The sequence below is a fragment of the Paenibacillus sp. FSL M7-0134 genome, assembly GCF_038007865.1.
GTDB lineage: Bacteria > Bacillota > Bacilli > Paenibacillales > Paenibacillaceae > Paenibacillus > Paenibacillus polymyxa_B.
The window spans coordinates 1,166,235-1,189,907 of record NZ_JBBOXV010000002.1; the positions used below are offsets into that span (position 1 = coordinate 1,166,235).

General features: G+C 45.9%; 28 protein-coding genes. 24 read left to right on the forward strand and 4 right to left on the reverse strand.

What is annotated here, in order from left to right:
• Nucleotides 1-118 precede the first annotated feature (118 nt).
• The 3 genes from recQ to NSQ58_RS20845 all read left to right on the forward strand — a co-directional run bounded on the left by recQ (nucleotide 119) and on the right by NSQ58_RS20845 (nucleotide 5,438).
• Nucleotides 119-2,017: a DNA helicase RecQ gene (gene recQ, locus NSQ58_RS20835; RefSeq protein ID WP_025724305.1), complete on the forward strand. Its 1,899-nt coding sequence runs from the start codon at nucleotides 119-121 to the stop codon at nucleotides 2,015-2,017.
• A 54-nt stretch (nucleotides 2,018-2,071) separates the two neighbouring features.
• Nucleotides 2,072-3,940, forward strand: a complete 1,869-nt coding sequence (locus NSQ58_RS20840) for a B12-binding domain-containing radical SAM protein (RefSeq protein ID WP_028543002.1) — start codon at nucleotides 2,072-2,074, stop codon at nucleotides 3,938-3,940.
• 184 nt (nucleotides 3,941-4,124) lie between these two features.
• Nucleotides 4,125-5,438 carry an alkaline phosphatase gene (locus NSQ58_RS20845; protein WP_341058134.1) on the forward strand — a complete coding sequence of 438 codons (1,314 nt, stop codon included), beginning with the start codon at nucleotides 4,125-4,127 and terminating at the stop codon, nucleotides 5,436-5,438.
• A gap of 204 nt (nucleotides 5,439-5,642) precedes the next feature.
• Here the strand turns inward: NSQ58_RS20845 and NSQ58_RS26820 are convergent, their stop codons facing one another.
• The 3 genes from NSQ58_RS26820 to NSQ58_RS20855 all read right to left on the reverse strand — a co-directional run bounded on the left by NSQ58_RS26820 (nucleotide 5,643) and on the right by NSQ58_RS20855 (nucleotide 7,082).
• Entirely contained in the window at nucleotides 5,643-5,732 is a 90-nt protein-coding gene (locus NSQ58_RS26820; protein WP_007429455.1) for a putative holin-like toxin, read from the reverse strand.
• Between the two features lie 153 nt (nucleotides 5,733-5,885).
• Nucleotides 5,886-6,491 carry a DedA family protein gene (locus NSQ58_RS20850; RefSeq protein ID WP_028542998.1) on the reverse strand — a complete coding sequence of 202 codons (606 nt, stop codon included), beginning with the start codon at nucleotides 6,489-6,491 and terminating at the stop codon, nucleotides 5,886-5,888.
• A gap of 15 nt (nucleotides 6,492-6,506) precedes the next feature.
• Nucleotides 6,507-7,082, reverse strand: coding sequence for a class I SAM-dependent methyltransferase (locus tag NSQ58_RS20855; protein WP_053324924.1), 576 nt, complete (start codon nucleotides 7,080-7,082; stop codon nucleotides 6,507-6,509).
• A gap of 288 nt (nucleotides 7,083-7,370) precedes the next feature.
• Between NSQ58_RS20855 and NSQ58_RS20860 the strand changes: the two genes are divergently transcribed.
• The 15 genes from NSQ58_RS20860 to NSQ58_RS20930 all read left to right on the forward strand — a co-directional run bounded on the left by NSQ58_RS20860 (nucleotide 7,371) and on the right by NSQ58_RS20930 (nucleotide 17,628).
• Nucleotides 7,371-8,207, forward strand: a complete 837-nt coding sequence (locus tag NSQ58_RS20860; protein WP_341058135.1) for a hypothetical protein — start codon at nucleotides 7,371-7,373, stop codon at nucleotides 8,205-8,207.
• An 80-nt stretch (nucleotides 8,208-8,287) separates the two neighbouring features.
• Nucleotides 8,288-8,641: a FlxA-like family protein gene (locus tag NSQ58_RS20865; RefSeq protein WP_338533395.1), complete on the forward strand. Its 354-nt coding sequence runs from the start codon at nucleotides 8,288-8,290 to the stop codon at nucleotides 8,639-8,641.
• Nucleotides 8,642-8,938: 297 nt separating this feature from the next.
• Nucleotides 8,939-9,367, forward strand: a complete 429-nt coding sequence (locus tag NSQ58_RS20870) for a GNAT family N-acetyltransferase (RefSeq protein WP_069080699.1) — start codon at nucleotides 8,939-8,941, stop codon at nucleotides 9,365-9,367.
• A gap of 11 nt (nucleotides 9,368-9,378) precedes the next feature.
• Nucleotides 9,379-9,840, forward strand: a complete 462-nt coding sequence (locus NSQ58_RS20875; protein WP_053324928.1) for a hypothetical protein — start codon at nucleotides 9,379-9,381, stop codon at nucleotides 9,838-9,840.
• A gap of 154 nt (nucleotides 9,841-9,994) precedes the next feature.
• Nucleotides 9,995-10,486: an 8-oxo-dGTP diphosphatase gene (locus NSQ58_RS20880; protein WP_028542993.1), complete on the forward strand. Its 492-nt coding sequence runs from the start codon at nucleotides 9,995-9,997 to the stop codon at nucleotides 10,484-10,486.
• Nucleotides 10,487-10,522: 36 nt separating this feature from the next.
• The gene (locus NSQ58_RS20885; RefSeq protein ID WP_341058136.1) at nucleotides 10,523-10,717 is read left to right on the forward strand and encodes a hypothetical protein; all 195 of its coding nucleotides are present in this window, start codon (nucleotides 10,523-10,525) and stop codon (nucleotides 10,715-10,717) included.
• A gap of 45 nt (nucleotides 10,718-10,762) precedes the next feature.
• A complete protein-coding gene (locus NSQ58_RS20890; RefSeq protein WP_028542991.1) occupies nucleotides 10,763-11,284 on the forward strand; it encodes a GNAT family N-acetyltransferase in 522 nt (173 codons plus the stop codon).
• A gap of 28 nt (nucleotides 11,285-11,312) precedes the next feature.
• A complete protein-coding gene (locus NSQ58_RS20895) occupies nucleotides 11,313-11,762 on the forward strand; it encodes a hypothetical protein (RefSeq protein ID WP_028542990.1) in 450 nt (149 codons plus the stop codon).
• Between the two features lie 24 nt (nucleotides 11,763-11,786).
• Nucleotides 11,787-12,290, forward strand: a complete 504-nt coding sequence (locus NSQ58_RS20900) for a hypothetical protein (protein ID WP_049828509.1) — start codon at nucleotides 11,787-11,789, stop codon at nucleotides 12,288-12,290.
• Between the two features lie 153 nt (nucleotides 12,291-12,443).
• A complete protein-coding gene (locus NSQ58_RS20905; RefSeq protein ID WP_023987717.1) occupies nucleotides 12,444-13,478 on the forward strand; it encodes an NAD(P)/FAD-dependent oxidoreductase in 1,035 nt (344 codons plus the stop codon).
• A 225-nt stretch (nucleotides 13,479-13,703) separates the two neighbouring features.
• On the forward strand, nucleotides 13,704-14,423 hold the full coding sequence (locus tag NSQ58_RS20910; RefSeq protein ID WP_338533396.1) for a HEAT repeat domain-containing protein: 720 nt from the start codon (nucleotides 13,704-13,706) through the stop codon (nucleotides 14,421-14,423).
• A gap of 52 nt (nucleotides 14,424-14,475) precedes the next feature.
• Nucleotides 14,476-15,141: an HD domain-containing protein gene (locus NSQ58_RS20915; protein WP_053324935.1), complete on the forward strand. Its 666-nt coding sequence runs from the start codon at nucleotides 14,476-14,478 to the stop codon at nucleotides 15,139-15,141.
• A 170-nt stretch (nucleotides 15,142-15,311) separates the two neighbouring features.
• Nucleotides 15,312-16,373: an SPFH domain-containing protein gene (locus NSQ58_RS20920; RefSeq protein ID WP_341058139.1), complete on the forward strand. Its 1,062-nt coding sequence runs from the start codon at nucleotides 15,312-15,314 to the stop codon at nucleotides 16,371-16,373.
• Nucleotides 16,370-17,371, forward strand: coding sequence for a sugar kinase (locus NSQ58_RS20925; protein ID WP_053324936.1), 1,002 nt, complete (start codon nucleotides 16,370-16,372; stop codon nucleotides 17,369-17,371). Before NSQ58_RS20920 ends, NSQ58_RS20925 begins: the two co-directional genes overlap by 4 nt.
• 77 nt (nucleotides 17,372-17,448) lie before the next feature.
• A complete protein-coding gene (locus NSQ58_RS20930) occupies nucleotides 17,449-17,628 on the forward strand; it encodes a hypothetical protein (protein WP_013309345.1) in 180 nt (59 codons plus the stop codon).
• A gap of 76 nt (nucleotides 17,629-17,704) precedes the next feature.
• Here the strand turns inward: NSQ58_RS20930 and NSQ58_RS20935 are convergent, their stop codons facing one another.
• Nucleotides 17,705-18,796: a LuxR C-terminal-related transcriptional regulator gene (locus tag NSQ58_RS20935; RefSeq protein WP_341058555.1), complete on the reverse strand. Its 1,092-nt coding sequence runs from the start codon at nucleotides 18,794-18,796 to the stop codon at nucleotides 17,705-17,707.
• A 172-nt stretch (nucleotides 18,797-18,968) separates the two neighbouring features.
• Between NSQ58_RS20935 and NSQ58_RS20940 the strand changes: the two genes are divergently transcribed.
• The 6 genes from NSQ58_RS20940 to NSQ58_RS20965 all read left to right on the forward strand — a co-directional run bounded on the left by NSQ58_RS20940 (nucleotide 18,969) and on the right by NSQ58_RS20965 (nucleotide 23,528).
• On the forward strand, nucleotides 18,969-19,784 hold the full coding sequence (locus NSQ58_RS20940) for a class I SAM-dependent methyltransferase (protein ID WP_341058140.1): 816 nt from the start codon (nucleotides 18,969-18,971) through the stop codon (nucleotides 19,782-19,784).
• Nucleotides 19,771-20,856 carry a saccharopine dehydrogenase family protein gene (locus tag NSQ58_RS20945; RefSeq protein WP_341058142.1) on the forward strand — a complete coding sequence of 362 codons (1,086 nt, stop codon included), beginning with the start codon at nucleotides 19,771-19,773 and terminating at the stop codon, nucleotides 20,854-20,856. Before NSQ58_RS20940 ends, NSQ58_RS20945 begins: the two co-directional genes overlap by 14 nt.
• 343 nt (nucleotides 20,857-21,199) lie before the next feature.
• A complete protein-coding gene (locus tag NSQ58_RS20950) occupies nucleotides 21,200-21,397 on the forward strand; it encodes a hypothetical protein (RefSeq protein WP_341058144.1) in 198 nt (65 codons plus the stop codon).
• Nucleotides 21,398-21,422: 25 nt separating this feature from the next.
• Nucleotides 21,423-21,980, forward strand: a complete 558-nt coding sequence (locus NSQ58_RS20955; protein WP_053324940.1) for a hypothetical protein — start codon at nucleotides 21,423-21,425, stop codon at nucleotides 21,978-21,980.
• A gap of 250 nt (nucleotides 21,981-22,230) precedes the next feature.
• Entirely contained in the window at nucleotides 22,231-22,944 is a 714-nt protein-coding gene (locus NSQ58_RS20960; RefSeq protein WP_341058145.1) for an HAD family hydrolase, read from the forward strand.
• Nucleotides 22,941-23,528, forward strand: a complete 588-nt coding sequence (locus tag NSQ58_RS20965) for a GNAT family N-acetyltransferase (RefSeq protein WP_160789227.1) — start codon at nucleotides 22,941-22,943, stop codon at nucleotides 23,526-23,528. The genes NSQ58_RS20960 and NSQ58_RS20965 overlap by 4 nt, the downstream gene beginning before the upstream one ends.
• Nucleotides 23,529-23,673 lie beyond the last annotated feature (145 nt).

Here is a 23,673-nt window from a genome sequence, read left to right on the forward strand (position 1 = left end):
AACCAGATTGGCAGTCTTCTAGCGGTTGAACATTACCCAGAACCCCGGTAAACTAAAGGTAACGAAAGAAAAGCCGATATGCGTCAAGGACGCTAGAAATATGAGGAGTTTTGAAACTATGAGTGTACAAGCACCAACATTGGAACGGGCGCAGGACTTGCTGCAAAAATTTTATGGCTATCCCGATTTCCGGGAGGGACAAAAGAAAATTGTGGCCAGTATGCTGGAGGGCAACGATACGTTGGGCATCATGCCGACAGGGGGCGGAAAATCGATATGCTACCAGATCCCCGCGTTGTTGCATGAGGGGCTGACCATTGTCGTGTCACCGCTCATCTCGCTGATGAAGGACCAGGTGGATGCGCTGACCACAATGGGGATTGCTGCTGCCTACATCAATAGTACGTTGAGTGGTCGAGAAGTGAATGACCGCATACGAGCCGCACGAAATGGTGACTTGAAGTTGCTGTATGTCGCACCGGAACGACTGGAACTGGACTGGTTTCGCGATGAAATGGCTCAGTTGCCAATTTCCTGCGTTGCGGTAGATGAGGCTCACTGCGTATCCCAGTGGGGCCATGATTTCCGTACCAGCTATCTGGCTGTGGCTCCATTCGTGGACGGGCTGTATGAACGCCCAATCGTGGCGGCGTTTACGGCAACGGCGACACCGCAGGTCATGGATGACATCGTGCGCCTGCTTCGTCTGCGCTCACCGGAGACGTTCGTTACAGGCCTTGGACGGCCCAATTTGGCGTTCAGTGTGCTGCGCGGGGAAGACAAACGCAGCTTTTTACTGAATTATGCCCGTGAGCATGAGGGTGAATCGGGCATTATTTATGCGGCGACACGTAAGGACGTGGACGATTTGTACCAACGGCTGCGTGACGCAGGCATGGCAGCCGGGCGCTATCATGCCGGGATGACAGATCAGGAACGTGCAGATAGCCAGGAAGGGTTTTTGTACGACGATATCCGTGTCATTGTAGCAACCAATGCCTTCGGCATGGGGATAGATAAATCGAACGTACGCTATGTCATTCACTACAACATGCCTAAAAATATGGAGGCTTACGTGCAAGAGGCGGGACGCGCAGGACGTGATGGCGACCCGAGTCAATGTATTTTGCTGTTCGGACCGCAAGATATTGTGACGCAGAAGTTTCTGATTGAGCAAAATCCACAGGATGAAGACCGCAAGCGCAACGACTACCGCAAGCTCCAGCAGATGGTTGATTATTGCTACACGACTCGTTGCCTACGTACGGCACAGCTTGAGTATTTCGGAGAAGCGGAAGAGCATGAAGCTTGCGGTATATGTAGTTCATGTACAGATGAGCGGGAACTGGTTGATATGACCATAGATGCGCAAAAGATTTTTTCGTGCATTCATCGCATGCGGGAGCGTTATGGGGTCTCGATGGTCGCCTCGGTCTTGAAAGGCTCGCGTAACAAAAAAGTACTGCAGTATGGTTTTGACAGCCTGCCAACCTATGGCGTGATGGGCAACCGGACGGAAAAAGAAATTGCTGAAATTATCAATGTTCTTGTTTCGGAAGGCTATCTGATGTTGTCCGAGGGACAATATCCGGTCGTACGCTTGCAGCAGCTTGCGGCTGAAGTGCTAAAAGGCCAGCGAGAAGTCATGCAGCGTGTGGTGCGACATGCCACGGCTTTTGCAGGTGGAGCAGGTTCACGCGGACGACAGGGACGCGATGCATACCCGGCTGCAGTCAACGAAACCGTGTTCGAGCAATTGCGCCTGATCCGCCGCGATCTGGCCGCTCAGGAGCATGTACCGTCTTATATCATTTTCAATGATGCGACGCTGCGTGAGATGAGCGTAGCGAGCCCGCAATCCGAGGCAGACATGTTGCGGATCAAGGGTGTCGGCGAAGTGAAGTTCCGCAAGTACGGCAAGCCGTTTCTTGATTTTTTTCAAAATCAGGGGAATATCGGGGGAACGGTAAGCGAGGACGAGATTTATGCAGACGATGTGTACGAGGATTTTGAATAGCTATACTAAGGCAAGGATAGAACAGTTCATGCAAACTATAAAAGGTTGTGACCTATGAAAGTCATTTTATCAACGTTAAATGCAAAATATATTCATACCTCGCTGGCAATTCGATGCCTCAAAGCCTACAGTGAAAAGGACTTTGATATCGAGCTGGCGGAGTACACGATTAAGGACCCGGTGATGAACATCGTATCCGACTTGTTTCAACGCGGGGCAGATGTCATCGGCTTTTCCTGTTATATTTGGAACATTGAAGAGACGATTAAAGTCATTGATGTGTTGAAAAAGATTATGCCTGAGGTCAAAATTGTTCTGGGTGGCCCGGAGGTATCCTACGATACGGATCACTGGATGAAGCGTTTGGCGAATGTGGATTTTATCGTGGTTGGTGAAGGAGAGGAAACATTCCATCAACTGCTGCAGGAGCTGGAAGGGGATCGCAAGTTCCATTTTGTGTATGGACTGGCTTACCGTAAGGGAGAAGAGGTTATTCAGATGCCCGGTCGCCCGAAAGCGGACTTGAACGAGCTGCCGTCGCCCTATCGTTTTGCAGAGGATATACCGGAACTTGGGAAACGGGTTGTTTATTTTGAAACGAGCCGGGGCTGTCCGTTCAGCTGCCAGTTTTGTCTGTCGAGCATCGAAGTTGGGGTGCGCTATTACGATATCGAGCGTACAAAGTCGGATATTCTGTACCTGATCGACAATGGAGCCAACCTAATCAAGTTCGTGGATCGGACGTTTAACATTAAACGCGATTATGCGCTGGAAATGTTCAAATTTTTGATTGAAAATCACCGTGGCTGCGTCTTCCAGTTTGAGATTACGGCAGATATTATGCGTCCCGAGGTGTTGGATTACTTGGCGGAAAACGCGCCGCCGGGCGTATTTCGTTTTGAAATCGGCGTCCAATCAACGAATGATCCCACCAATGAGCTGGTTAAGCGTCGCCAGAATTTTACCAAGCTTTCCCGTACTGTTACCAAGGTTAAACAAAGCGGTAAAATCGACCAGCATTTGGATTTGATCGCCGGATTGCCCTTGGAGGACTACAACACGTTCCGTAAAACGTTTAATGACGTTTTTGCGCTCGGCCCGGAAGAGCTTCAACTTGGCTTCCTCAAAATGCTGCGTGGCACCGGACTGCGTATCGACGCAGACAAGTATAACTATACGTATATGGATGTTGCGCCGTATGAAATGCTGAGCAATGACGTCCTTTCCTTTGCCGATATCGTCCGGCTCAAGCGCTTGGAAGATGTATTGGAGAAATACTGGAACTCTCATCGTATGGATCATACAGTCAACTATCTGATTGAGCGTGAATTCTCGTCCGCTTTTGATTTCTTTCAGGAATTCGGAGACTACTGGGAAGGACAGGGCTGGCAAAAAATCGGACATCAGCTCGAAGACTTGTTCACGCGTCTCCAGTCCTTTCTGGAATCGCGTGGAACAAAGCGAATGGATATGGTGCTTGGACTGATGAAGCTTGATTATTTCCTGAACCATAAATACAAGCCGCGTAAAATCTGGTGGGAGCATACCTTGGAGAAGGACGATTGGTCCAGCTACATGAAAATGATTCTCCAGCACCCGGACGCGCTGTTGTCACCTGCGGTTGCAGATTTAGTGGCAGATGCGAGCAAGGAGAGTACAGGTGAGGCGAATGTAGGCAATCAACAGCCTCAGCCATACCGCGAGATTATTCCAGCCTTTGCTTCATTGAAGCTGAGTGAAAAGGAACTGCAAAAGCACGCGGTGCTGGATGTACTGCCATTTAGTCTGGATCATATCCTGAGTGGGGGAAGCCCATTGACAGCCGAAGGCCGCACGCTTCTGCTTGTAGTCTATCAGCAAAATGGACAGCAAAAACCGCTCTACTACACCATGCCGATCGGCAAAAATATCGCCGCCATTTAAATATAGACGCCAGAGGGCATCGACTTTGATAAACCAAGAGTCGGTGTCTTCTTTTGTTTTATAAAAAACAGGTGGTCACTCCAAATTTTACATTCGTGTAATCTTTTGCTTTACGATGCTTTACAAAGCAGATATATGATTACTTTATCATATATGAATATTAAATTTATTGGAGTGTGACCTTGTGAAAAAGCGTTCGATGAAAAAGAGTATCCTTGCTTTCGGTGCCATTACCGTTTTGAGTGCGCCATTGTTATCTGCTAATATCCCTAACGCTTTTGCAGCCTCATCTAGTACCAAGTCTACTACCGCACAGGTATCCAAAGGACTGAAAACCTCGTCAGCGAAAGTCGATGTTCCTAAGAATGTCATTCTCTTTATCGGCGATGGTATGGGAGAAGCAAGTCGCAACGCGATTCGCTTGGCGACGGTAGGGAAATCGGGATTACTTGAAATGGACAACATGCCTGTAACCGGCTTGGTTAGCACAAGTTCAGGGGATAACCTGGTTACGGATTCTGCTGCCGCTGCGACTGCCATTGCAACAGGTGTGAAAACGTATAACGGCGCGATCGGAATGGATTTGAATAAAAAACCAGTGACAACGATTATGGAGCTGGCTAAAAAGGCAGGCATGTCTACAGGTGTTGTGACGACAAGCCAAGTGACAGACGCAACGGGGGCCGCCTTTGGTGCGCATGTCGAAAAACGCTCCGCTCAAAGCGAGATTGCCAAGCAGTATCTGGAGAAAAGCAAGGTGGATGTTATTCTGGGCGGTGGTGAGGATTTCTGGTACCCTGCAGGAACAGTAGGCAAACATCCAGATGCTCCGGCAGAAGATCCTGAGGAAGCTAGTAAGGGAACTCAAGGAAATTTGGTAGAACAAGCGAAGAAGCTGGGTTATAGCTATGTGACAGATCAGACAGAAATGAAAGCAGCTAAAGGTTCTAAGTTGTTAGGGCTGTTCGCCAATGAAGAGATGTTTCAAGCTCACAACAAGCTGGGTAACTCTTACAACCCAACGGTTTCTTTACCGGATATGACGGCTAAAGCGATTGATGTTCTTTCCAAAAACCAAAAAGGTTTTTTCCTGATGGTAGAGGAAGAAGGAACGGATGAGATGGCGCATGACAATGAAGGTGAGTTAACGATTAAGGCTGGGCAACAGCTCGATAAGGCCGTTAAAGTAGCTAAAGAGTATGCCAAAGCGCATCCAGATACATTAGTGTTGGTGACGGCAGATCATGAAACGGGCGGTTTGGCGATTGAAGGCGAAGATGCGGAGGATGAATCCGGTGAAGGCGTCTCCAAAGAGGATGGTCCTTTTACTGTAAAAGGCTCTAATGAAAAGTTTTATATCGACTGGACCACAGGAGGACATACATCTGTTGATGTGGCGTTAACCGCGATGGGCCCCGGATCTTCTCAGTTTAGCGGGAATTACCCGAATACTGCCATTCATGACAAGCTGGTTAAGCTGCTTCAATTAAAGAAGTAACGTAGGGTGAAAGCTGCCTCTTAAAAAGATTTTCCATATTGGCAATATGGTTTTTCCTGTGATAAACTAAAGCTAATAAGTATATACTAAAAAAGAGTAAGGATGCTACCAACATCCTCACTCTTTTACAACAGCCGCTTATAAGGGCGGTGGCTGTAGGGTTGGATTAGTAAAATAGACCGCTAACCTTTTCCGGAGGGCGGTCTATTTCTTTTTGTTGAAGGAAATAATCAAGATCACCAACGTTGCAAATTGAATCATCAACATTAATGTATCTTTAACCTCCACAGGCATCACCTCCTTTGCAGGAGACTAGCCGACCGCCCATCTAAGCCATTCTGTTGTTAGTTTATAGTATATCATATGGATAGTATTGCTAAAAAGGACAAAACCAAAGGTAACTTTTAAATTCGCTTATATTATGAACATGCCGAATATCCTCAACCTTTACTCCTCCGTTGTTTTCTTCCCCCACACAAATTTCATTATAAAAAATATAATTGTCAGCATGATGAGAAGCAATGCCATCTGCAAGCCATAACGATGGATCAGTTCTCCTGCTGCTTGTACATGATCGCCAAAGATACGTCCGAGCAGAAAGAAGATCAGCGTCCAGATCAAACCCGTTGAATAAGAGAAGAGGGCATAGCGCTTGAAACTCATTTTATTGATTCCGACAATATATGGGATAATGTGACGGACGATCGGCAGCAAATAACTGATGCAAATAGTGAAGTTTCCATACTTATGTATCAATTTTTCCGAAAACGTAATGTACTTGTCCATTTTTTTCTTCCGGCGCAAACGTTCTAGAATCGGGGTACCCACGGTTCTCCCCAATACATAACCTAAGGACAAGCCTGATATAACCCCAAGATATACAATTAAAAAAGCGGGTAACGGGTGAAGTATGCCCATGCTTGTTACAGCCCCGCCAGTCATCACAATGACTTCGTCCGGGATGGGCAGACCCACAATTCCGAGCCATAGAGAAAAGAATAATGCTGCATAGCCGTATTGTTCGATGATGGAAATTAAATATTCCACGTCCATACGCATACTCCTTTCTTATGCTTTCTTTCGGCATACATACACGAATGCGGGTGGAACGTTCATAGGCACAAACTTGATTTCTTCAATATCAAACCATTCACCTAACTGTTGCTTCATCTGTTTAGAGTATTGAAAGGCGACAAACATTCCTCCATCCCTGAGTGATAGATGAATTTGTTCTACAATTTGATTTCGCATCTCTTGTGGAAAATTGAAAAATGGCAGCCCGCTAATTATGCAGTCAAGCTGTTCTATTTGGGCATTTTTCATAGCAAGCTGAAGCTCACGCGAGTCGGAATAGCACAGATAATTCGGGAATCTTCTTTTTAAATTCTGCTGCATGGCCTGGTCCTTTTCAAAGAGTAAAACCTTGGGTTGAAATTTAGCAGCACAGGGGATGTATTGAGTAATTGCCCCCGTGCCAGCACCAAGCTCGGCAACAGCATGAACTTCACTCCATGGAATGGATTCTATCATATTTTTAGCTAAAAATCTGGAACTTGGTGTTACACTACCCACATATGCAGGCGAGTACAAAAATTTGAATAGGAACATAAGTCTCTCGTGAACCAAATGGCTAATACGGATCATACATCATTCTCCTACTTTCAATTTTTAGAATACGTTTATTTATTCTTTGCTAAGAGTAACAAATTATCCCTTTACTTACTCCTGTCTCGAGTAGGGTTAATCCCCCCGTCCTGCGGAGGGGATTTTCCTTGACTATGGTCTAGGAAATAAAAAAAAGGATTACGGTATTAGTGAGTCTGTATTTATTCAGTTATCATTCAGCATACCCTCAGGTTGCATTCAGATTTGCTGCCGATGAAAGGTAGGTGGGCAGCTAAAAACATTATGTACACTGAGAGGGGATCTACTTTGTCACTATCCATTAACAGGCATCTCATCACGACTTCCTATGATCAATCGAATACGGTGAAGTCAAATGAGAATGGACTAAATACCACGGGTCATACCACACACAAGAAATCTAACGATTCACTCGAATTGAGCAAGGAATTTATGGAATACACGGGAGGAATGCAGGCTCCGCTTCCTACGGAAAACTACAGTAATGATTACAAGTACGACGACCAGGATACCATTGCACTAACTACAGACCAACAGAAAATGCTGTTGTCTGATCTGCAAAGTTATCTGATGTCTTCAAGTGCTTCCTCTGATACAGATGAACTCACCAATAGCACGAAGAATCCATTGGCTTCGGTTAACGATTTATTAGCCGGTGTGGATCTTTCGACGGCAACAGATGAGGAAGTATCGGAGCTATTTGATAAGATAGCAGAAACGATCCAAAATAATCGTCCTGCACCGCCGCCTGAAGGAGACCCGTCCCATCCTGAAATGGATAGCAGTGGTCTGCCTCCTATGATGCAGGCAATGGGTGGTATTATGCCTCCATTCGCATGGAATATCCAAGAGACTTCCAATCAAGAGGATAACAGCACTACATCTGAGAAAGAGCTTACAGTAGATGAAAAAAGATCCTTGCTGAGTGATTTGCAAAGCGTTCTGAGTTCCAGTCTTATATCCGGGGCAACAGCTTCGGACAAAGATAAGGAAACAGAACTGCTTTCTACATTAAAAGACGCGTGGGGAAATACAGACGAATCGAATGCCACAGATGAAGAAATATCGGCTTTATTCGATGAAATCGCTAAGATTTTTGAACAATCTGTATCATCGTCGTCATAGTCATTAGAGTGCAATACCATAGCTTAGAACCGGTTAGCCCACACGTGTAAACTCATACTTTTATAAAGGGGAAATCTCGTATGAACATTTCATCCACATCCAGCAGTTCTATATCTATTGCAAGCACTTCGTCTTCATCCAGTACCAACGAAACAGCTAGTCTGGAAAAGCAAAAAGCTCAACTTGAAGCGGAGTACAACAAGGTACAGCAAAGTAAAGATAATAAAGATACAAAAGAAACAAAAATGAAGCAGCTTCAGCAGCAAATTAAACAGATTGAAGCTCAAATTGCACAGCAAAGTTCGCAATCCACCAGCACGTCAACTCCAAAAATGGAAAAGCCCGCTCCAAGTAACACGGAAACAACTCGTATCAACAGCGCTAACAGTAGTGATATTACAGGAGTTGGGAAATCACTGGATATTTCAATTTAATCATCCCATCTTTTTTCCTGTAGGACAGACGATGGATACAAACGATAGCAGGCTCTCCGTTTCAGAGGGGCCTGCTTTTTTCGTTTACTAAATATTTTGCATGAATCCAGGGAGCGACTTTCAATCAGCGCTAATTAGATCGGGAATAATTCTATCCGTTAAATGAATCATGTGACTAAACATAGAAAAGTATATACAATATATAACAGTAGGAAGATGAAAGTATTTTAACCCTATTATTTTCTATATTTAAATCAGTAAGTGCTAGTAATCATTTCAAATTGGAGGATTTATGCCATGACGCTGGAACCTCAGATGAATCGAAGTAGTAGAGATGAAGCGCGTTTAGTCAGAAACAAGTTGATTGAGTTTAATGCGAAACACGTCCCAGCAGATATTCGAACCCGATACGAAGAGATTAATCTTACGCTCAAAGATGAAGATGGTCAGGTGATCGGCGGTCTCCTAAGTGTACTATGTTGGAACTGGGTGGAGGTTGATATTTTGTGGGTAGATCAGCGCTACAGAGGAAAGGGCTACGGTTCACAACTGCTTGGTGAAATCGAACAAATTGCTAAAGATAAAGGGTGTAATTTTATACAACTTAATACCTTTACTTTTCAAGCGCCCGAATTCTATGAAAAGCATGGCTATGAAGTCGTTGGTGTCATTGACGATGCTCCAAGAGGCTTTAAACACTATTATTATAAGAAAAGTATCTACTGAGGACTCTATATATGCGCGTACAGATCAAGGAAATAAATAAAGATCATCATATCATCATTCGTAGTATTGGCAAGGAAAAAGTATACGGCTACTGGACATATTTTTGGCATGAACTGACTTCTGGATATGCGTATGTTGTTCCGTATGAACAAAGCTTGAATAAGATGATTCCCGGCTGTGTCATTTCGGTCGAGACTTCTCAATCCAGTATAGAAGGGTTCAGAAGGCTGAAGTCTACTGAAGAGACAGGGATTTTTCGACCTCAACCCAAGCTAGGCGACTACTGGATTCAAGGAACGATACATCAAGTGATGCAGGGCGAAGCAGGCGGGATAGAATGTCTGGAGATTGTAATAGGAGACACTACGTTTATTTTGGATTCTGAAGAAATGAATGGTGATGTCAACGTTAAAGCGGGCGATGGTGTCGCCTTTGAAATCATAGGCCTACAGTTGTTTGACGAGGGACTGTGATCGCTCCAGGTTACCCCGCTAATCTAGTCTATGGTTAGAGTTATTGCGCTCTACAAAATAACGAGTTAAAGTATGGTAAATTCCATATTTAACCACAGTATGTCGGTGTGAAAGTTAAAAGCTAGATTATAGTGAATCGTGAATAAAGAAAGGTATGATCGGATTGACAACAGAAGTGACACACAAAATATATACCATGTGTATGATTCAAGACGGAAGTAAGGTATTGCTTATGAATAGACCAAATCGAAAGGGGTTTCCGGGTTATATTGCGCCAGGAGGAAAAGTAGAGTTTCCAGAAAGCATTGTGAATGGGGCCATTCGTGAAGTAAAGGAAGAAACAGGCTTAACCGTTACGGAAATTGTATTTAAAGGAATCGACGAATATTGTGACCCAAGTCAAGGACTGAGATATATGGTCTTTAACTATTTGGCTACAGCCACTGAAGGTGAACTATTAAAAAATCCCCCTGAGGGAGAATTGCTGTGGGTGGATATGAAGGAGGCGCTAAATCTGCCGATGCAGGATTGGTTTAAGCGGAGATTTCCATTGTTTTTCGAGCCGGGAACGTTTGAGGTTAGTTTCGTTTGGCTAGCAGATACGGATGAAACCCTGGAAGCAACGATTAAGAGCTATGGTGTGTAGAGATGACGACGACATCTGGAGAACGGCGAAGAAGAGTTGGCAAAGGGTTTTCTTACTGCTTACGCACAAGGGATGGAAGCCAAAGAAGGATTTACTGAGCGTTTCCGGGTGCATATGCTGCATCAGCAGATTCTAAACTGGGGATGTGCCAAAGCGATGAAGCGAGTCACTTGGGATAATAAGCTCTCTTTTGCAGATTGGGCGCAAAAATTCATGGATATTGAAATATAAGCAATAGCAGATGAATTGAACGTTTAAAGAGGAGGCCGTGAGTGGATGCAGACCGTCAGATTGGTACAGCCGGATCAGGACTGGAATGAAGCTTATCTTTCATTTTATGAGGAATGGAAACAGAGCCAGGAGCATATGGTGCCTTGGGTGATCTCTGTAGAGCCGTACGATTTTGAAGGTATGTTGTCGCTTTTAAGTAATCAGGAAAATGGAATCAACCTGTCTGAAGGCTGGGTCAAAAGCTCAACATACTGGCTTGTGAATGCGAATGAACAGGTCGTGGGAGCAGTGAATATCAGGCATGACCTTAACGAACACCTAATGAATGCCGGAGGTCATATCGGTTACGGTATCCGTCCTTCTGCACGAGGGAACAGGTACGCTGTTACAATGCTGGCCTTGGCGTTAGAAAAAGCAAAAGAGCTGGGGATTTCCCGAGCCCTGGTCGTATGCGACTCCGATAATATTGCCTCCAAAAAAACAATCATACAAAATGGCGGAACGCCGGACAAGGATTACATAGAGGAAGACGGAAACCGTGTAAACCGGTTTTGGATCGAACTGTGAGTGAGAAAGAAGGGAACGCGAGAAGCTCATGAAATTATGGCCTGAATATGCGCAAAACATCATTGTTGGTGTTATCTTTGAAGGGGAATGGAATTGGTATGTGACGGAAAGAGAGTATTGGTTTTTGAATACCGAGATGGAGGAACGGTTTGGTATCCCTATTTTGGATGAAACCACAGTGGGAGCATTTTTGGATCACATCTGTGAATATAAGGTGGCTACTGGGGAACTAACTTCAATGCTCCAGTTGCTTGATGGTGCTATTCAGCATCAGGATGAAGTGTTGGAGTTCTGTCCTGCTCTGTATGTTAACTTTGATGAAAAAGTTCTCTATTCGCTATTTCCTGAGCCAGCCTCGTTTGAACACTATGTCTCAGCGGGGTGGAAAGGGGAATATCAAAACTTTTTGAACGAGGTACCTTCACCTGAACAGTATTGGATGATCGAGGGAAGTAATTTTTTTGAGAAATTCACTTGATAGGACGAAGGAGGAAATAAATATATGGATTCTTCCATGCATGAGTTTAAAATCATATCCAAGCACAGAATGTACGATCAATATTTGGTAAAGTTGCGGGCATGCATTGTGCTTTTGGATGAACAGGTGCTATGGCGCGTAGGTGAGACGGAAACGAATAGCATTGGTGGGATCATCAACCATATCATGGTGCATGTGCGCAGAAACGCAGCCAAGCTCATAGATCCGACGATTACATACAAGCAAGGAATGGAGGATAGCTTTATACCTTCCATGCAAAACAAGGAACAACTGATGGATGAGGTAGAAGAAGCTTTTTCATCCTTCTGTGCAGCATTGGACCATACGGGGGCGATAAATATGTATGACATATACCATGTGGTGGAGCATACGGCTTATCATCTGGGGCAGATCATAGACCGAGTTCAGAGATTGGCAGATCACCGTTTTCAATTTGTACAGACAGGACTTAATGAAAAAGCATTGCATGCGATAGTGCAGCAATCCTTGCATAATCTACGAGAATAATGGAATCAGTAGCTATATAAACCTATAAAATGTAGTTCTAAGGTCACGAAAGCCTCTCTAATGGTCATGTTTTTATTTCTTAATTGATATTGATAATTATTATCACTTATAATAGAAGCAGACATATTACGTTATGATAGGGAGAGTTGCAGAGTGACAGTGTCCTTGGAATTATATGATGTAACGATCATCGGCGGTGGTCCTGCCGGTATGTATACCGCATTTTACAGTGGAATGAGAGATATGAAAACCAAGCTGATCGAAGCCAAGCATGAGCTGGGCGGACGAATGCGCATATACCCAGAGAAGATGATTTGGGATGTCGGGGGGGTTACCCCGGTTTTATGTGAAAAGCTGATTGATCAGCTGGAGCAGCAGGCGCGGACGTTCGAGCCTACCATTGTGCTGGGACAGCAGATCACTGGTTTGGATCGGCAAGAGGATGGCACGTTCCTGCTAACTTCTGCCACAGGGGAACAGCATTGGACACGCACGATCGTTCTGGCAGTAGGCTATGGTATTCTCAAAATGGCTAAGCTGGAGATTGAGGGGGCGGACCGCTATGAGGTTACGAACCTGCATTATACTGTACAAGAGCTGGAGCCATTCCGGGGCAAGCACGTCCTGATTTCTGGTGGAGGCGACTCGGCGGTGGATTGGGCAAATGAGCTAGAGTCTATTGCGGCGAGTGTGACCGTCGTACATCGTCGGGATCACTTTGGCGGACATGAGAAAAATGTAGCTCGTATGAAATCATCCTCGGTCCGTGTCCTCACACCATACGCGGTGAGTCAGCTACATAGCAACAATGGAGAGACGATTGAACAGGTGACGATCAGTCATGTAGATACGGGCGAAATACAGGTGTTGAATGTCGATGCTGTCATCGTAAATCATGGACTTAAATCCGACTTCGGCCCGCTTCGGGATTGGGGGCTGGATATGGGTGAGTGGCATGCCCGAGTGAGCGAAAAGCTGGAAACGAATCTGCCAGGTATTTTCGCGGCAGGCGATTTTGTCGAATACGGAAGCAAACTGTATCTAATTGCCGGTACGTTCACAGATGCCGCCCTTGCACTGAACAGCGCCAAGCTGTACATTGATCCAGCAGCTGACAAAGCGGCATATGTATCTTCTCATAACAGCCGATTCAAGGAAAAAAACCGCGAGCTTGGTGTCGTAGAGTAAGAATACGGAATAAGTTATATAGGATTAGAAATAGGGCAGGGAAAATGTATAAGAACTTCCGCGACTAGCAATTCATGTGGTTTTGGAGGTTCTTTTTTTGTCAGGTTACTGACTTCTCGTTCTAAAGGTTGGATAGCATACACCATATAGAATAAAATGAAGAAAGCCTGTCCTTTTCGGTCTTATATAGTAGATTTTGAGTAGAGAAGATAAGGAGCGTGAAAAATGAGCTTACAAGAGGTACTTGAACGGCTAGCAATTCATCTGCCAGACGACATGGTGGAAGCTTTGCATGTACATAGCAAGGAACGAGAGGGACGGAACGTTCAGCTTCAACTCATGAATGAGCAAGAGCTTGCCGAGGGCATCAAGTGGATGGGGCAGATCGAGGTATTTAAACATATCGTCCCTCTATGGACGGATGACCATTCTAATTATGTTGGCATATATGTGGAGGGGCCGTTAGCATATAAGTTGTGTTATATAAGTCACGAGGAAACGGATTTGTCACCGGCGTACAGAAGTGCGTTTTCTCTGATTGCAGAGTTGGAGCAAAATCCAGCACTGGAGTGGGAACAGCTCCGTAAGGATTATCCGTCCGGCGAGGACATTAGCACAGAACAATTAGCGGAAGATATTCGTTGCATGAATGAACTAAGAGCCTTGCTAGAAAAGGATTCACCTGTGGATGATGATGTGAGATGTCAGCTTCTTTACAGCCTAATGGCGATCACGCCTACCTGCGAACTAGACTCATTGCTTCCCTATTTGGACGATGAGGATATGTATGTACAGGAACGAGCATGTGTCCTTTTGGGACATCATGGATATGAACCAGCGACCGAATTATTAAAAGAAGTGGTGAAGCATGGAAGCCCGAATGGGAAACTGGCAGCCCGTAAGGCGCTCTCAATGATTCGCAGTAAGCAGATGGCCAAGCATTAAAAAATTAAACGAACCTACCATAGAAAGTATGGACGGGATTGAAAGGTGACATATGGAGAGACGAACGGAGCAACAGGAAGCGATTTTGGCAGATATTATTCAAAAGGCGGAGCCCTTTGTACAGCAGCAGTTGGAGCATGATCATAGTGGTCACGATTGGTGGCATATAGACCGGGTGAGAAAGCTGTCCCTTAAAATTGCTGCCAAAGAGGGCGCAGATTCGTTTATTTGTGAACTGGCAGCACTGCTGCATGATGTAGCGGATGAAAAATTAAATGATTCCAAGCAAGCGGGCCTGGATAAAGTAGAGCAGTGGCTGCTTCTGCATGTAAGTGATCCAGATGTGATCACGCACGTGATGACTATTATAGCTACGATGTCCTACAATGGTGGACAAAACCCGCCTATGGAAACGCTGGAAGGTCAAGTTGTGCAGGATGCGGATCGGTTGGATGCTCTTGGAGCGATTGGGATTGCAAGAACCTTTATGTATGCTGGCTCAAAAGGCAGTATGATGCATCACCCGGATAAAGACTTTTCACAGCATGATTATCGTGCCGCAGGTAAAAGTGCCATATACCATTTTTACGAAAAGCTGCTCAAACTCAAGGATTTAATGAATACCGCTTATGCCCGAGAGCTGGCGGAAGTTCGGCATCAATGGATGGAGATGTACTTGGAGCAATTTTATAGAGAATGGAATGTGGATGATAAATAAAGTGTTTCAATAAGGCTGTTTCCTCTAACCGAGCATATCGGAGGGGAAATGGCCTTTATTTTTTTAAAAATGTCATATTGATATTATTGAAAATGTGTGTTATTTTATTGTTAATAACAAAATGATAATAACAAAATATTATAAACTATAATGAAAGCGGGGAAGCGGCTATGTTTGGATTTAATTTTGTTAAATTTCAGCCCAGTGAATATGTGATGAAGGTGAAAAACGGGAAGGTGGTTCGAGAGGGTGTTGGATTATCTTTTTATTACTACGCCCCGACCACCTCGGTTGTTATCGTGCCCGTCTCTTCCATTGATGCGCCGTTCATGTTTGAGGACATGACGAATGATTTTCAGGCGGTGACGGTGCAGGGGCAACTGACTTATCGAATTGTGGATTATCGGAGAACGACGCAGATTTTAAACTATACGTATGACTTGAAGGAACGACGCTACATTTCGGATGACCCGAGCAAGCTGGCCCAACGGGTGATTAACATCGCCAAGGTGCTTACCAAAAAGTATTTGGAGCGTGTCCCGCTCAAAGAAGCTGTTCAGTCCAGTGAACGTCTGGCCCAAAACATGACGAAGGATATTGCGCAGCATACGGAAATGGAAAAGCTCGGCATTGAGGTTATGGGATTGTCGATTTTGGCGATTCTACCCAATAAAGAGACGATGAGAGCGCTGGAGGCTCAAGCGAGGGAAGAGATTCTTCGCAACGCGGATCATGCTTTGTATGAACGTCGTAATGCATCTATTGAGCAAGAGCGGCGTGTGAAGGAAAACGAGCTGAACACTGAGATTGCAGTAGAGACGAAAAAGAAACAAATCCGCGAAACTCAACTCGATGCTGAGCGTTCTGTGAAGCAAAAGCAAAGCGAGATGAAAGAGGAGCAACTACGATTTGACACAGCCTTGGAGGAGAAAAAACGCGAGCTGATTGAGCTGACTGTAACAAATAAAAAGGCGGAAGCCGATGCCAAGGCCTATGAGCTGACAGCAGTCATGAAATCGTTGCAGGATGTTGAGCCGAACGTACTTCAAGCTATGGCCAACATGGATATGAGCCCGGATAAGCTAATTGCGATTGCATTCCAGGAGCTTGCAGAAAATGCAGGGAAAATCGGTCAGCTGAATATTACGCCGGATCTGCTGCAAGGTCTCATGTCAGATACGGGAGCTAGCGGATCAGCAGGATCGAGAGGGTCTGGAGGAAGAACACGATGAGCAGCCGAATGACAGAGCAGAAGATCATTTTGGTGAAGCGTAAAACGCGACTGGAGGAACTGATTGTCCGATACAATACGGTGCAGCAGGCTCGCTTCTTTATGGAACGGTTGGGTGCGGATTTCAGTGATTATGTGCTGGAGGACGAAAATTACCGCAGGGCGGTGGCAACGGCAACGTCGGAGTTAACAGCCTTGGGTCGTGTTCAGATTGTGGAGCGGGAGCATGTGCCGAACTTTATTTTTGGTGAGCAGGATACAGTGGTGGTGTTGGGTCAGGATGGGCTGGTAGCCAACACGTTAAAATATTTGACCGAGCAGCCACTTATCGGTGTGAATCCAGATCCATTGCGCTGGGACGGGGTATTGCTGCCGTTTACTGTATCCGACCTGCGCTGGGTGGTGCCGGATGTGTTCGTGCACAGACGGCCAATTAAGGAGGTTACGCTGGCTAAAGCCCAATTAAATGATGGCCAATCCTTGTATGCTGTAAATGATTTGTTCATTGGGCGCAAAACTCATGTCTCCGCGAGATATGAGCTAAGGCTGGAGGATCAGGTAGAGCAACAATCATCCAGCGGCATTATCGTTTCAACCGGATTGGGAGCGACAGGCTGGCTGACCAGTGTGCTGGCTGGAGCGGCCGGAATTGTCGGCAGTGCTACACGGCATCCAATCTCGCTGACTCCAGGCCAGCTGATGCCCGGTGTAGCCTTCACTCAGGAAGAGGCAGCAGACGGAATGAGTCATGATCATCGTGCAACTTGGAGTTCGCCATCGCTTTATTTTACGGTGAGAGAACCATTCCCCAGTCGAACGACTGCTGCGGATCTCGTGTTTGGTCAGGTAGCAGCCGAAAAGCCGTTACGGATTGCATCGCAGATGCCGGAAAATGGAGTTATTTTCAGCGATGGAGTGGAGAGCGACTTTCTGGAGTTTAATGCTGGCATTGAGGCGACCATTGGACCGGCGGAGAAAAAAGGGCATCTGGTCGTGTAGAGGTTTGTACAGGACGGCAATGGGCAATTATGAGTAAGGTACAACCATCAGATGAAATTAAAAAAGGAGGAATCAACATGAGCGACCACACTCAAGACGAAGCGAAAATCCGCAACAAGAAGGACGAGGACGGAGATTCCTTGATGGAGAAAACGAAGCTGGAAAATGGCGTGGATATCGAGCCTGAGGCTGATGAATGGATTGCGAAGCCCTCACCAGTGTCATACGATGATACGAACTCCTCTTCGAAGAAATAAGGCTCTTGCGTCCAAATAGAGCAGTGATGCAAAGACAGATGATCCCTAATCGGGTCATCTGTCTTCTTTACATAGGTTAATTGAATCTAGAATATACCTTCCATACTAGCTCACGACGGCTGCTTACATCTGTTTTCAAGAAAATCGCTTTCAGATGATCCTGCACCGTGTAGGCAGTAATATGAAGTGCGTTGGCCAGCTCCTTGGTCGAAAAGCCCTGAACAATGAGTTGGACAATTTGTCTCTCTCGTTCGGACCATGAGTACACCTCGGCCATAAGCGGTAGCATGTCAGTTGCTTTAGCAGCCTCAAACCATACGGCTAGCTGCTTCTGGCCCGTATGCTCCTGTCCGCCTTGCAGAAGGGTGGCTCTGATGGTTACCCATGGGGTGCCTGCGTCTGCGGAAGGGATACATAGTCGGGCTGGTGCAGTGGCAGTGGATAGCGCTCGCAGGCATACCGCCCGGACAGGAGCCGGAAGGCTGTCTTCATGGATTCCCTCCTGCTGCCGAAGCAGCTGTAGCCACTGCTCTGCTACTGTATTGGACGAGATCGGTTCTAGCTTATCGGAAAGCATTAGAACCCCTGGCTCAAGTTCATTTTCCGTGATCATGGCAGGGGCTGGAGATAAACCGACACTGGCCTGACGCAGATGGTAGGCTATGGACGGCGCTAATGCTTCAAGCAGTTGTTGCTCTTCCTCGCTGAATACAGGCTTTCCACGATGACGGAACAACGTAAGAAATCCCCAACAGCTCCCTTTGTACATAAATGGAACACGCAGCTCGTCCCCGAATCCGGCGGGTTGCAAAACATCTCTATATCGTGTGCTCCGATCCGGTTGGCCTTGTGTAGACCCATGTAGCGTCGCTACAGACTGTCCTTCTCGCACCAACTGATCATATTTCATCATATCGTCGTGCAGATATTCGTATTCCAGCAGTTTGTTATGAATGTCCTCCACACCCGACTCTGTAAATGCCCCCGTGGAAAGCAGCGTACGCGGATCTACTGAGGTGCAGCACGCCGCATCGAAAGCAATCTGAGTACGCAAGCGGTCGATTAGGGTGTGCTTGTACGTTAGGGATGAGGGTGCTTTTTCCCCCAGATCAATGATTTGCTGTCGGGCGTCCTTAAGCTGTGCAAATTGCGTGTAGTGTGCGTTCATCATTTACTCCTATCGTGAAAGCTGGAGATTCTCAAGCGCGATTATTAAATCCCACATTTATGGGATGGTGGATATTCGTATTGTATTTATAATTGAGAATGATTCTTAATAAAATCTACAATAAACGAATGGTCTGAGAAGATCAAGGCTAAATGTTTGGAGGAAAGCACATATGAGACATACCCCTATTGGAAATACGGACTCAAACCAACCTATGAGCTGGAATCATCCGAATGTGCATAAGTACGCGGATACGATTGCTTTAAAAATACCTGGATATGCTCATTTGTATGAGATGACAGACTGTTTGATAACCGCACAGCTTGAGGCACAAGCTCATACTAGAAATATAGATCCAAATGTGCTAATTGTCGGTGCTGGAGGCGGTCAGGAATTGATAACACTCGGAGGGCGCCATGAAGCATGGTCCTTTACGGCAGTCGATCCCTCTGAGCACATGCTGGATTTGGCACGTAAGCGTGTGACACATGCGGGCATCAGTTCAAAAATATCGTTTGTTGCAGGTACGTTGGAAGAGTTGTCTGGAGAACAGCCTGAAGAACAGCACGAAAAGCACGGCGAAGAGTCATGCAGAGAACCGGTCTATGACGCTGCTACCTGCCTGCTGGTGCTTCATTTTCTTCGGAGCTTGGAAAGTAAACAGGCATTGCTACGCCAGATATCCGCTCGACTCAAGCCGGGTGCGCCTCTTTGTCTAGCTTCTATTAATGGGAATCCGCAGGATCCTTCTTTTTCCATCCAAATGCAGGCATGGAAAGGTCATATGCTGAGTCAGGGCATTTCACTCGAGGATTGGGAACGATTCGCTGCTTCCATCGGTCGTGAGTCAAACCCGGTGTCCAATGCGGCAATACAGGAACTGTTGATAGAGGCAGGCTTTACCCACATCACCCGGTATTATGGCGCTTTTTTAGTAAATGCATGGTTTGCGGTTAAAGAGGGAGAGACGACTTATGACAAAGGATAACATCATCATCATTGGCGGGTATGGCCATGTTGGAAAAATTATATGCACGGAGTTAAGTGAAATGTTTCCCGGCAAGGTATTTGCCGCAGGTCGTAGTCTGGAGCGAGCCACTGAATTTAGTAGACAATCGAATGGTAAGATACGGCCCTTGCAGCTAAATATTCATGAGCCGATGGACCCGTCGATATTAGAGCAAGCCAAAATGGTGATCATGTGTCTGGATCAGGATAATACGACCTTGGTACGTGCCTGTCTACAACATGGGGTGCATTACATGGATATTACAGCGAATGCGGACTTTTTGAGTCAGGTGGAGCAGTGTCATCAGGAGGCCCGAGCTTATCAGGCCACAGCCCTGTTAAGTGTAGGATTAGCTCCGGGACTGACCAATCTGTTGGCATTGCAAGCGACACAGCTCATGGATCAGACAGATGAGTTGAACATATCTTTGATGCTGGGCTTGGGAGATCAACACGGTCAGGCTGCCATTGAGTGGACAGTAGATCAGATTCATGCCGATTTGGAGGTTATAGAACAGGGACGCCCTGTGACTCGAAAAAGCTTTACCGACGGCATAGTAGCAGACTTTGGTGCAGGAGTGGGTCGTCATCGGGCGTATCGATTTCCTTTTTCGGATCAGCAGACACTTCCTCGTACGCTCAAAGTTCCTACGGTTAGCACACGCCTTTGCTTCGATTCGCGCTTGACCACCCGGCTTCTGGCAGGGCTTCGAACGATAGGAGTATCAGGTTTACTCCGACAGAAAACTGTGCGTGATGCTGTAGTTCGCAGCTTTGGCAAGATACATCTAGGAGGGAATGCTGTAGCGGTCAAGGTAGATGCCCGAGGAACGCTCAATGGCAAGGAGACGAAGGTCGAATGTCGGCTGAGGGGGCACCATCAATCTAATTTAACCGCTAAGGCAACCGTCTTTGCAGCGCTCGCCCTGTACCGTTCAGAACTTCCATATGGTGTATTTCACATGGAGCAGGTTTTTTCGTGGAATCGCATGCAGGCTTGGTTGGGGCAGCAAGTAGCCGTAGATGTTCAGGTGAACGGACAGCAAGTATAGAAGTCATATATTATAATAAAGGACTCTCATATAATCCAAGCTTATTCAGCAATGTATTGCGGATAGGTCTTGGATTTCTTTTCCTATTGAATTACACTAGAAAGAAGTACATATTTTTGGAAAAGACCTAAGGGGATGATATGAAATGTGGAACCCCTATGAAAATAGCAGACAGCATACGCACGATTTTACAATAAAGTATCGATTTTACACGCCGGAAGAAGGAGGCAGGAAATAGCTGCCTTTTCAGGGGTACCGCTGCGATTTTGCCTATGAGAGCGATGATATCACGACGACGGGGATTTACGCCATACATCCTGAGTTTGAAGATGGAGATGGTCAATTGATCATGGATACCGAGCGTCCGGTTCACCGGGAAGGACAGGCGAGAATGTGGGTTTTGTTTGGAGAAATGAGGGAAAAGGTACACCGACACCGGATACAGGTAGGAACAAGGGGATATTTTATGGAAGGCCCGCGCCGTGTTGGTGAAGTTGAAGTTACAAGCCTGGTAGGCCTCTTGACCAATCCGGTCAACTAGCTAGCTGCTGAGGAGTCGATAAGAGATGGATATCGCTTATATCATAGATTTATTACGTAAACACGATGTGACCTTAGCTCCAGGCTTATCCATGCAGGAGGTTACCGACGTCGAAGGCAGGTATGATATTCACTTCCCACCCGATTTGCGGGAGCTTCTGATGAGTGTTCTTCCCATCGGTAAAAGCTTTATTCCTTGGAGAGATACGTCACCACAGCGGATGGGGGTAATTCGGCAAAGGTTGAATTGGCCGCTGGAAGGTATGATTTTTGATGTAGAGCAGCATATATTCTGGCCTCCCGAATGGGGCGAAAAACCGACAGATTCGGCGGAAGCCGTTGATATATGTAAACGTGAGTTTTTACGTGTGCCCAAGCTAATCCCGATCAACGGACATCGATATATCCCAGAGCAGCCATCTGAAGAAGGAAATCCGGTATTTTCAGTGTATCAAACGGATATTATCGTGTATGGGGAATGTTTGCAGGAGTATTTCAAGCTGGAATTTGGGGAGAAGCCTTATGAACAAATTGATTTTAATGCCGTAAAAAAAGTGCGTTTTTGGAGCAACTTGTGTGAGTGAGTGTCAGGAAGATGAATAAGTCGAAACGAAGGAAGGGGAGCATGATGTGAAGGTGGAGCAGGATTTGGAAGAAATCAAAGAAAGGTTGACCCAGATCGAGATCAAACTGGAACAAAAGTCGACCTCCAAGAGAATCTTGAAGTACATGATCATCGTTTTCTTGTCTGTTTTTTTTCTTTTATTTCTAATAGGAATTATTCAATTTGTTTCAGCCTAATCGGTGCAAGAAGATGAAGGAAGGGAGCTATTTATGTCCATAGAAGCGATTATTTTTGATCTGGATAATACTCTTATTCATAGTAAACAGGCGTTTGCGGCATATACAGAGCGCTTTATTGAACGATTTATTGTGGCAGAAGAACCGGCGAGCCGCGCGGCTGTTGTTGAACAGATACGTTTGGCGGATCAGGACGGGTACCGGGATAAGAGGGAACTGTATACCGAGCTGCATGCAGACTTGGAACTGAAAAATTCCGATACGTCAGTACAAGAGATGCTGGGCTTTTGGTATGGTGAATTTCATAAGTTTACGGTGTTGATGGACGGGGCCAAGGAAGTGTTGTCCGAACTGCGGTCGCGTGGCTTGAAGCTGGGTATTATTACCAACGGCTCACTCCGCACGCAGCAAGCGAAAATCGACCGAGTTATGCTGAGGGATTATGTGGATTCTATTATCGTATCGGGCGGCGTCAACATCCAGAAGCCTAATCCTCGAATTTTCGAGTTGGCTCTGAATGAGCTGGACATTGTCGATCCCGGCCATGCCTGTTATGTAGGCGATCACCCGACAAATGATATTCGTGGTGCACAAAGTGCAGGATTGCATACCATCTGGCTGGAAGGCTTTATGACGTGGCAGGAAACAGGCATTGTACCGGACTATCAGATTGGGAGTTTGCGTGAAATCACAGGTTGGCTGGATCGTCGCAGTTATTCAACGAATAAGGAGGAGGGTGCATCATGAGTATGGAGCAGCAACCGAATCCCATTCTCTTATCGTTCCCTGACCAATTCCAGACGGAGCGATTGACCATACGCGCTCCGCAATGGGGGGATGGGGCGGCAGTCAATGAGGCGATACGAGAGAGTGCGAATGAACTGCGGCCTTGGCTTCCGTTTGCAAGAAATCTTCCTACGGCAGAGGAATCTGAAATCCGTTCGCGCCAAGCCAGACTTAAATTTCTGGATCGGTCTGATATGATGTTGTATATATTTGATACGGTTTCGGGAGAATTTGTAGCCAGCAGCGGTCTGCATCGTATTGATTGGGATGCACGAAGATTTGAAATTGGGTATTGGCTCAGAACATCATGGACCGGAAAAGGCATTATAACAGAGGCCGTACACGGTATTACCGATTTTGCCATACAGCATTTACATGCCAATCGGGTGGAGATTCGTTGTGATTCCAGAAACACGCGCAGCGCCAAGGTAGCGGAACGTGCAGGTTTTACACTGGAGGGGATTTTAAGAAACGTCGAGTATGATGAAGAGGGAAGCATGGTACACCAAATGGTTTTTGCCAAGGTGCGTGGTATTGAATTTTAGTATCCTCACACGAACAGTTTGGAAGTTGCTGATACGTTTGTACGATATTACGGAGGCTCATTATGATTAATTATATTATGAAAAATACAGACAAGTTGGTGTGCATACAATATGACATCAGCAAAAGGTTCAGCAATCTTGCAAG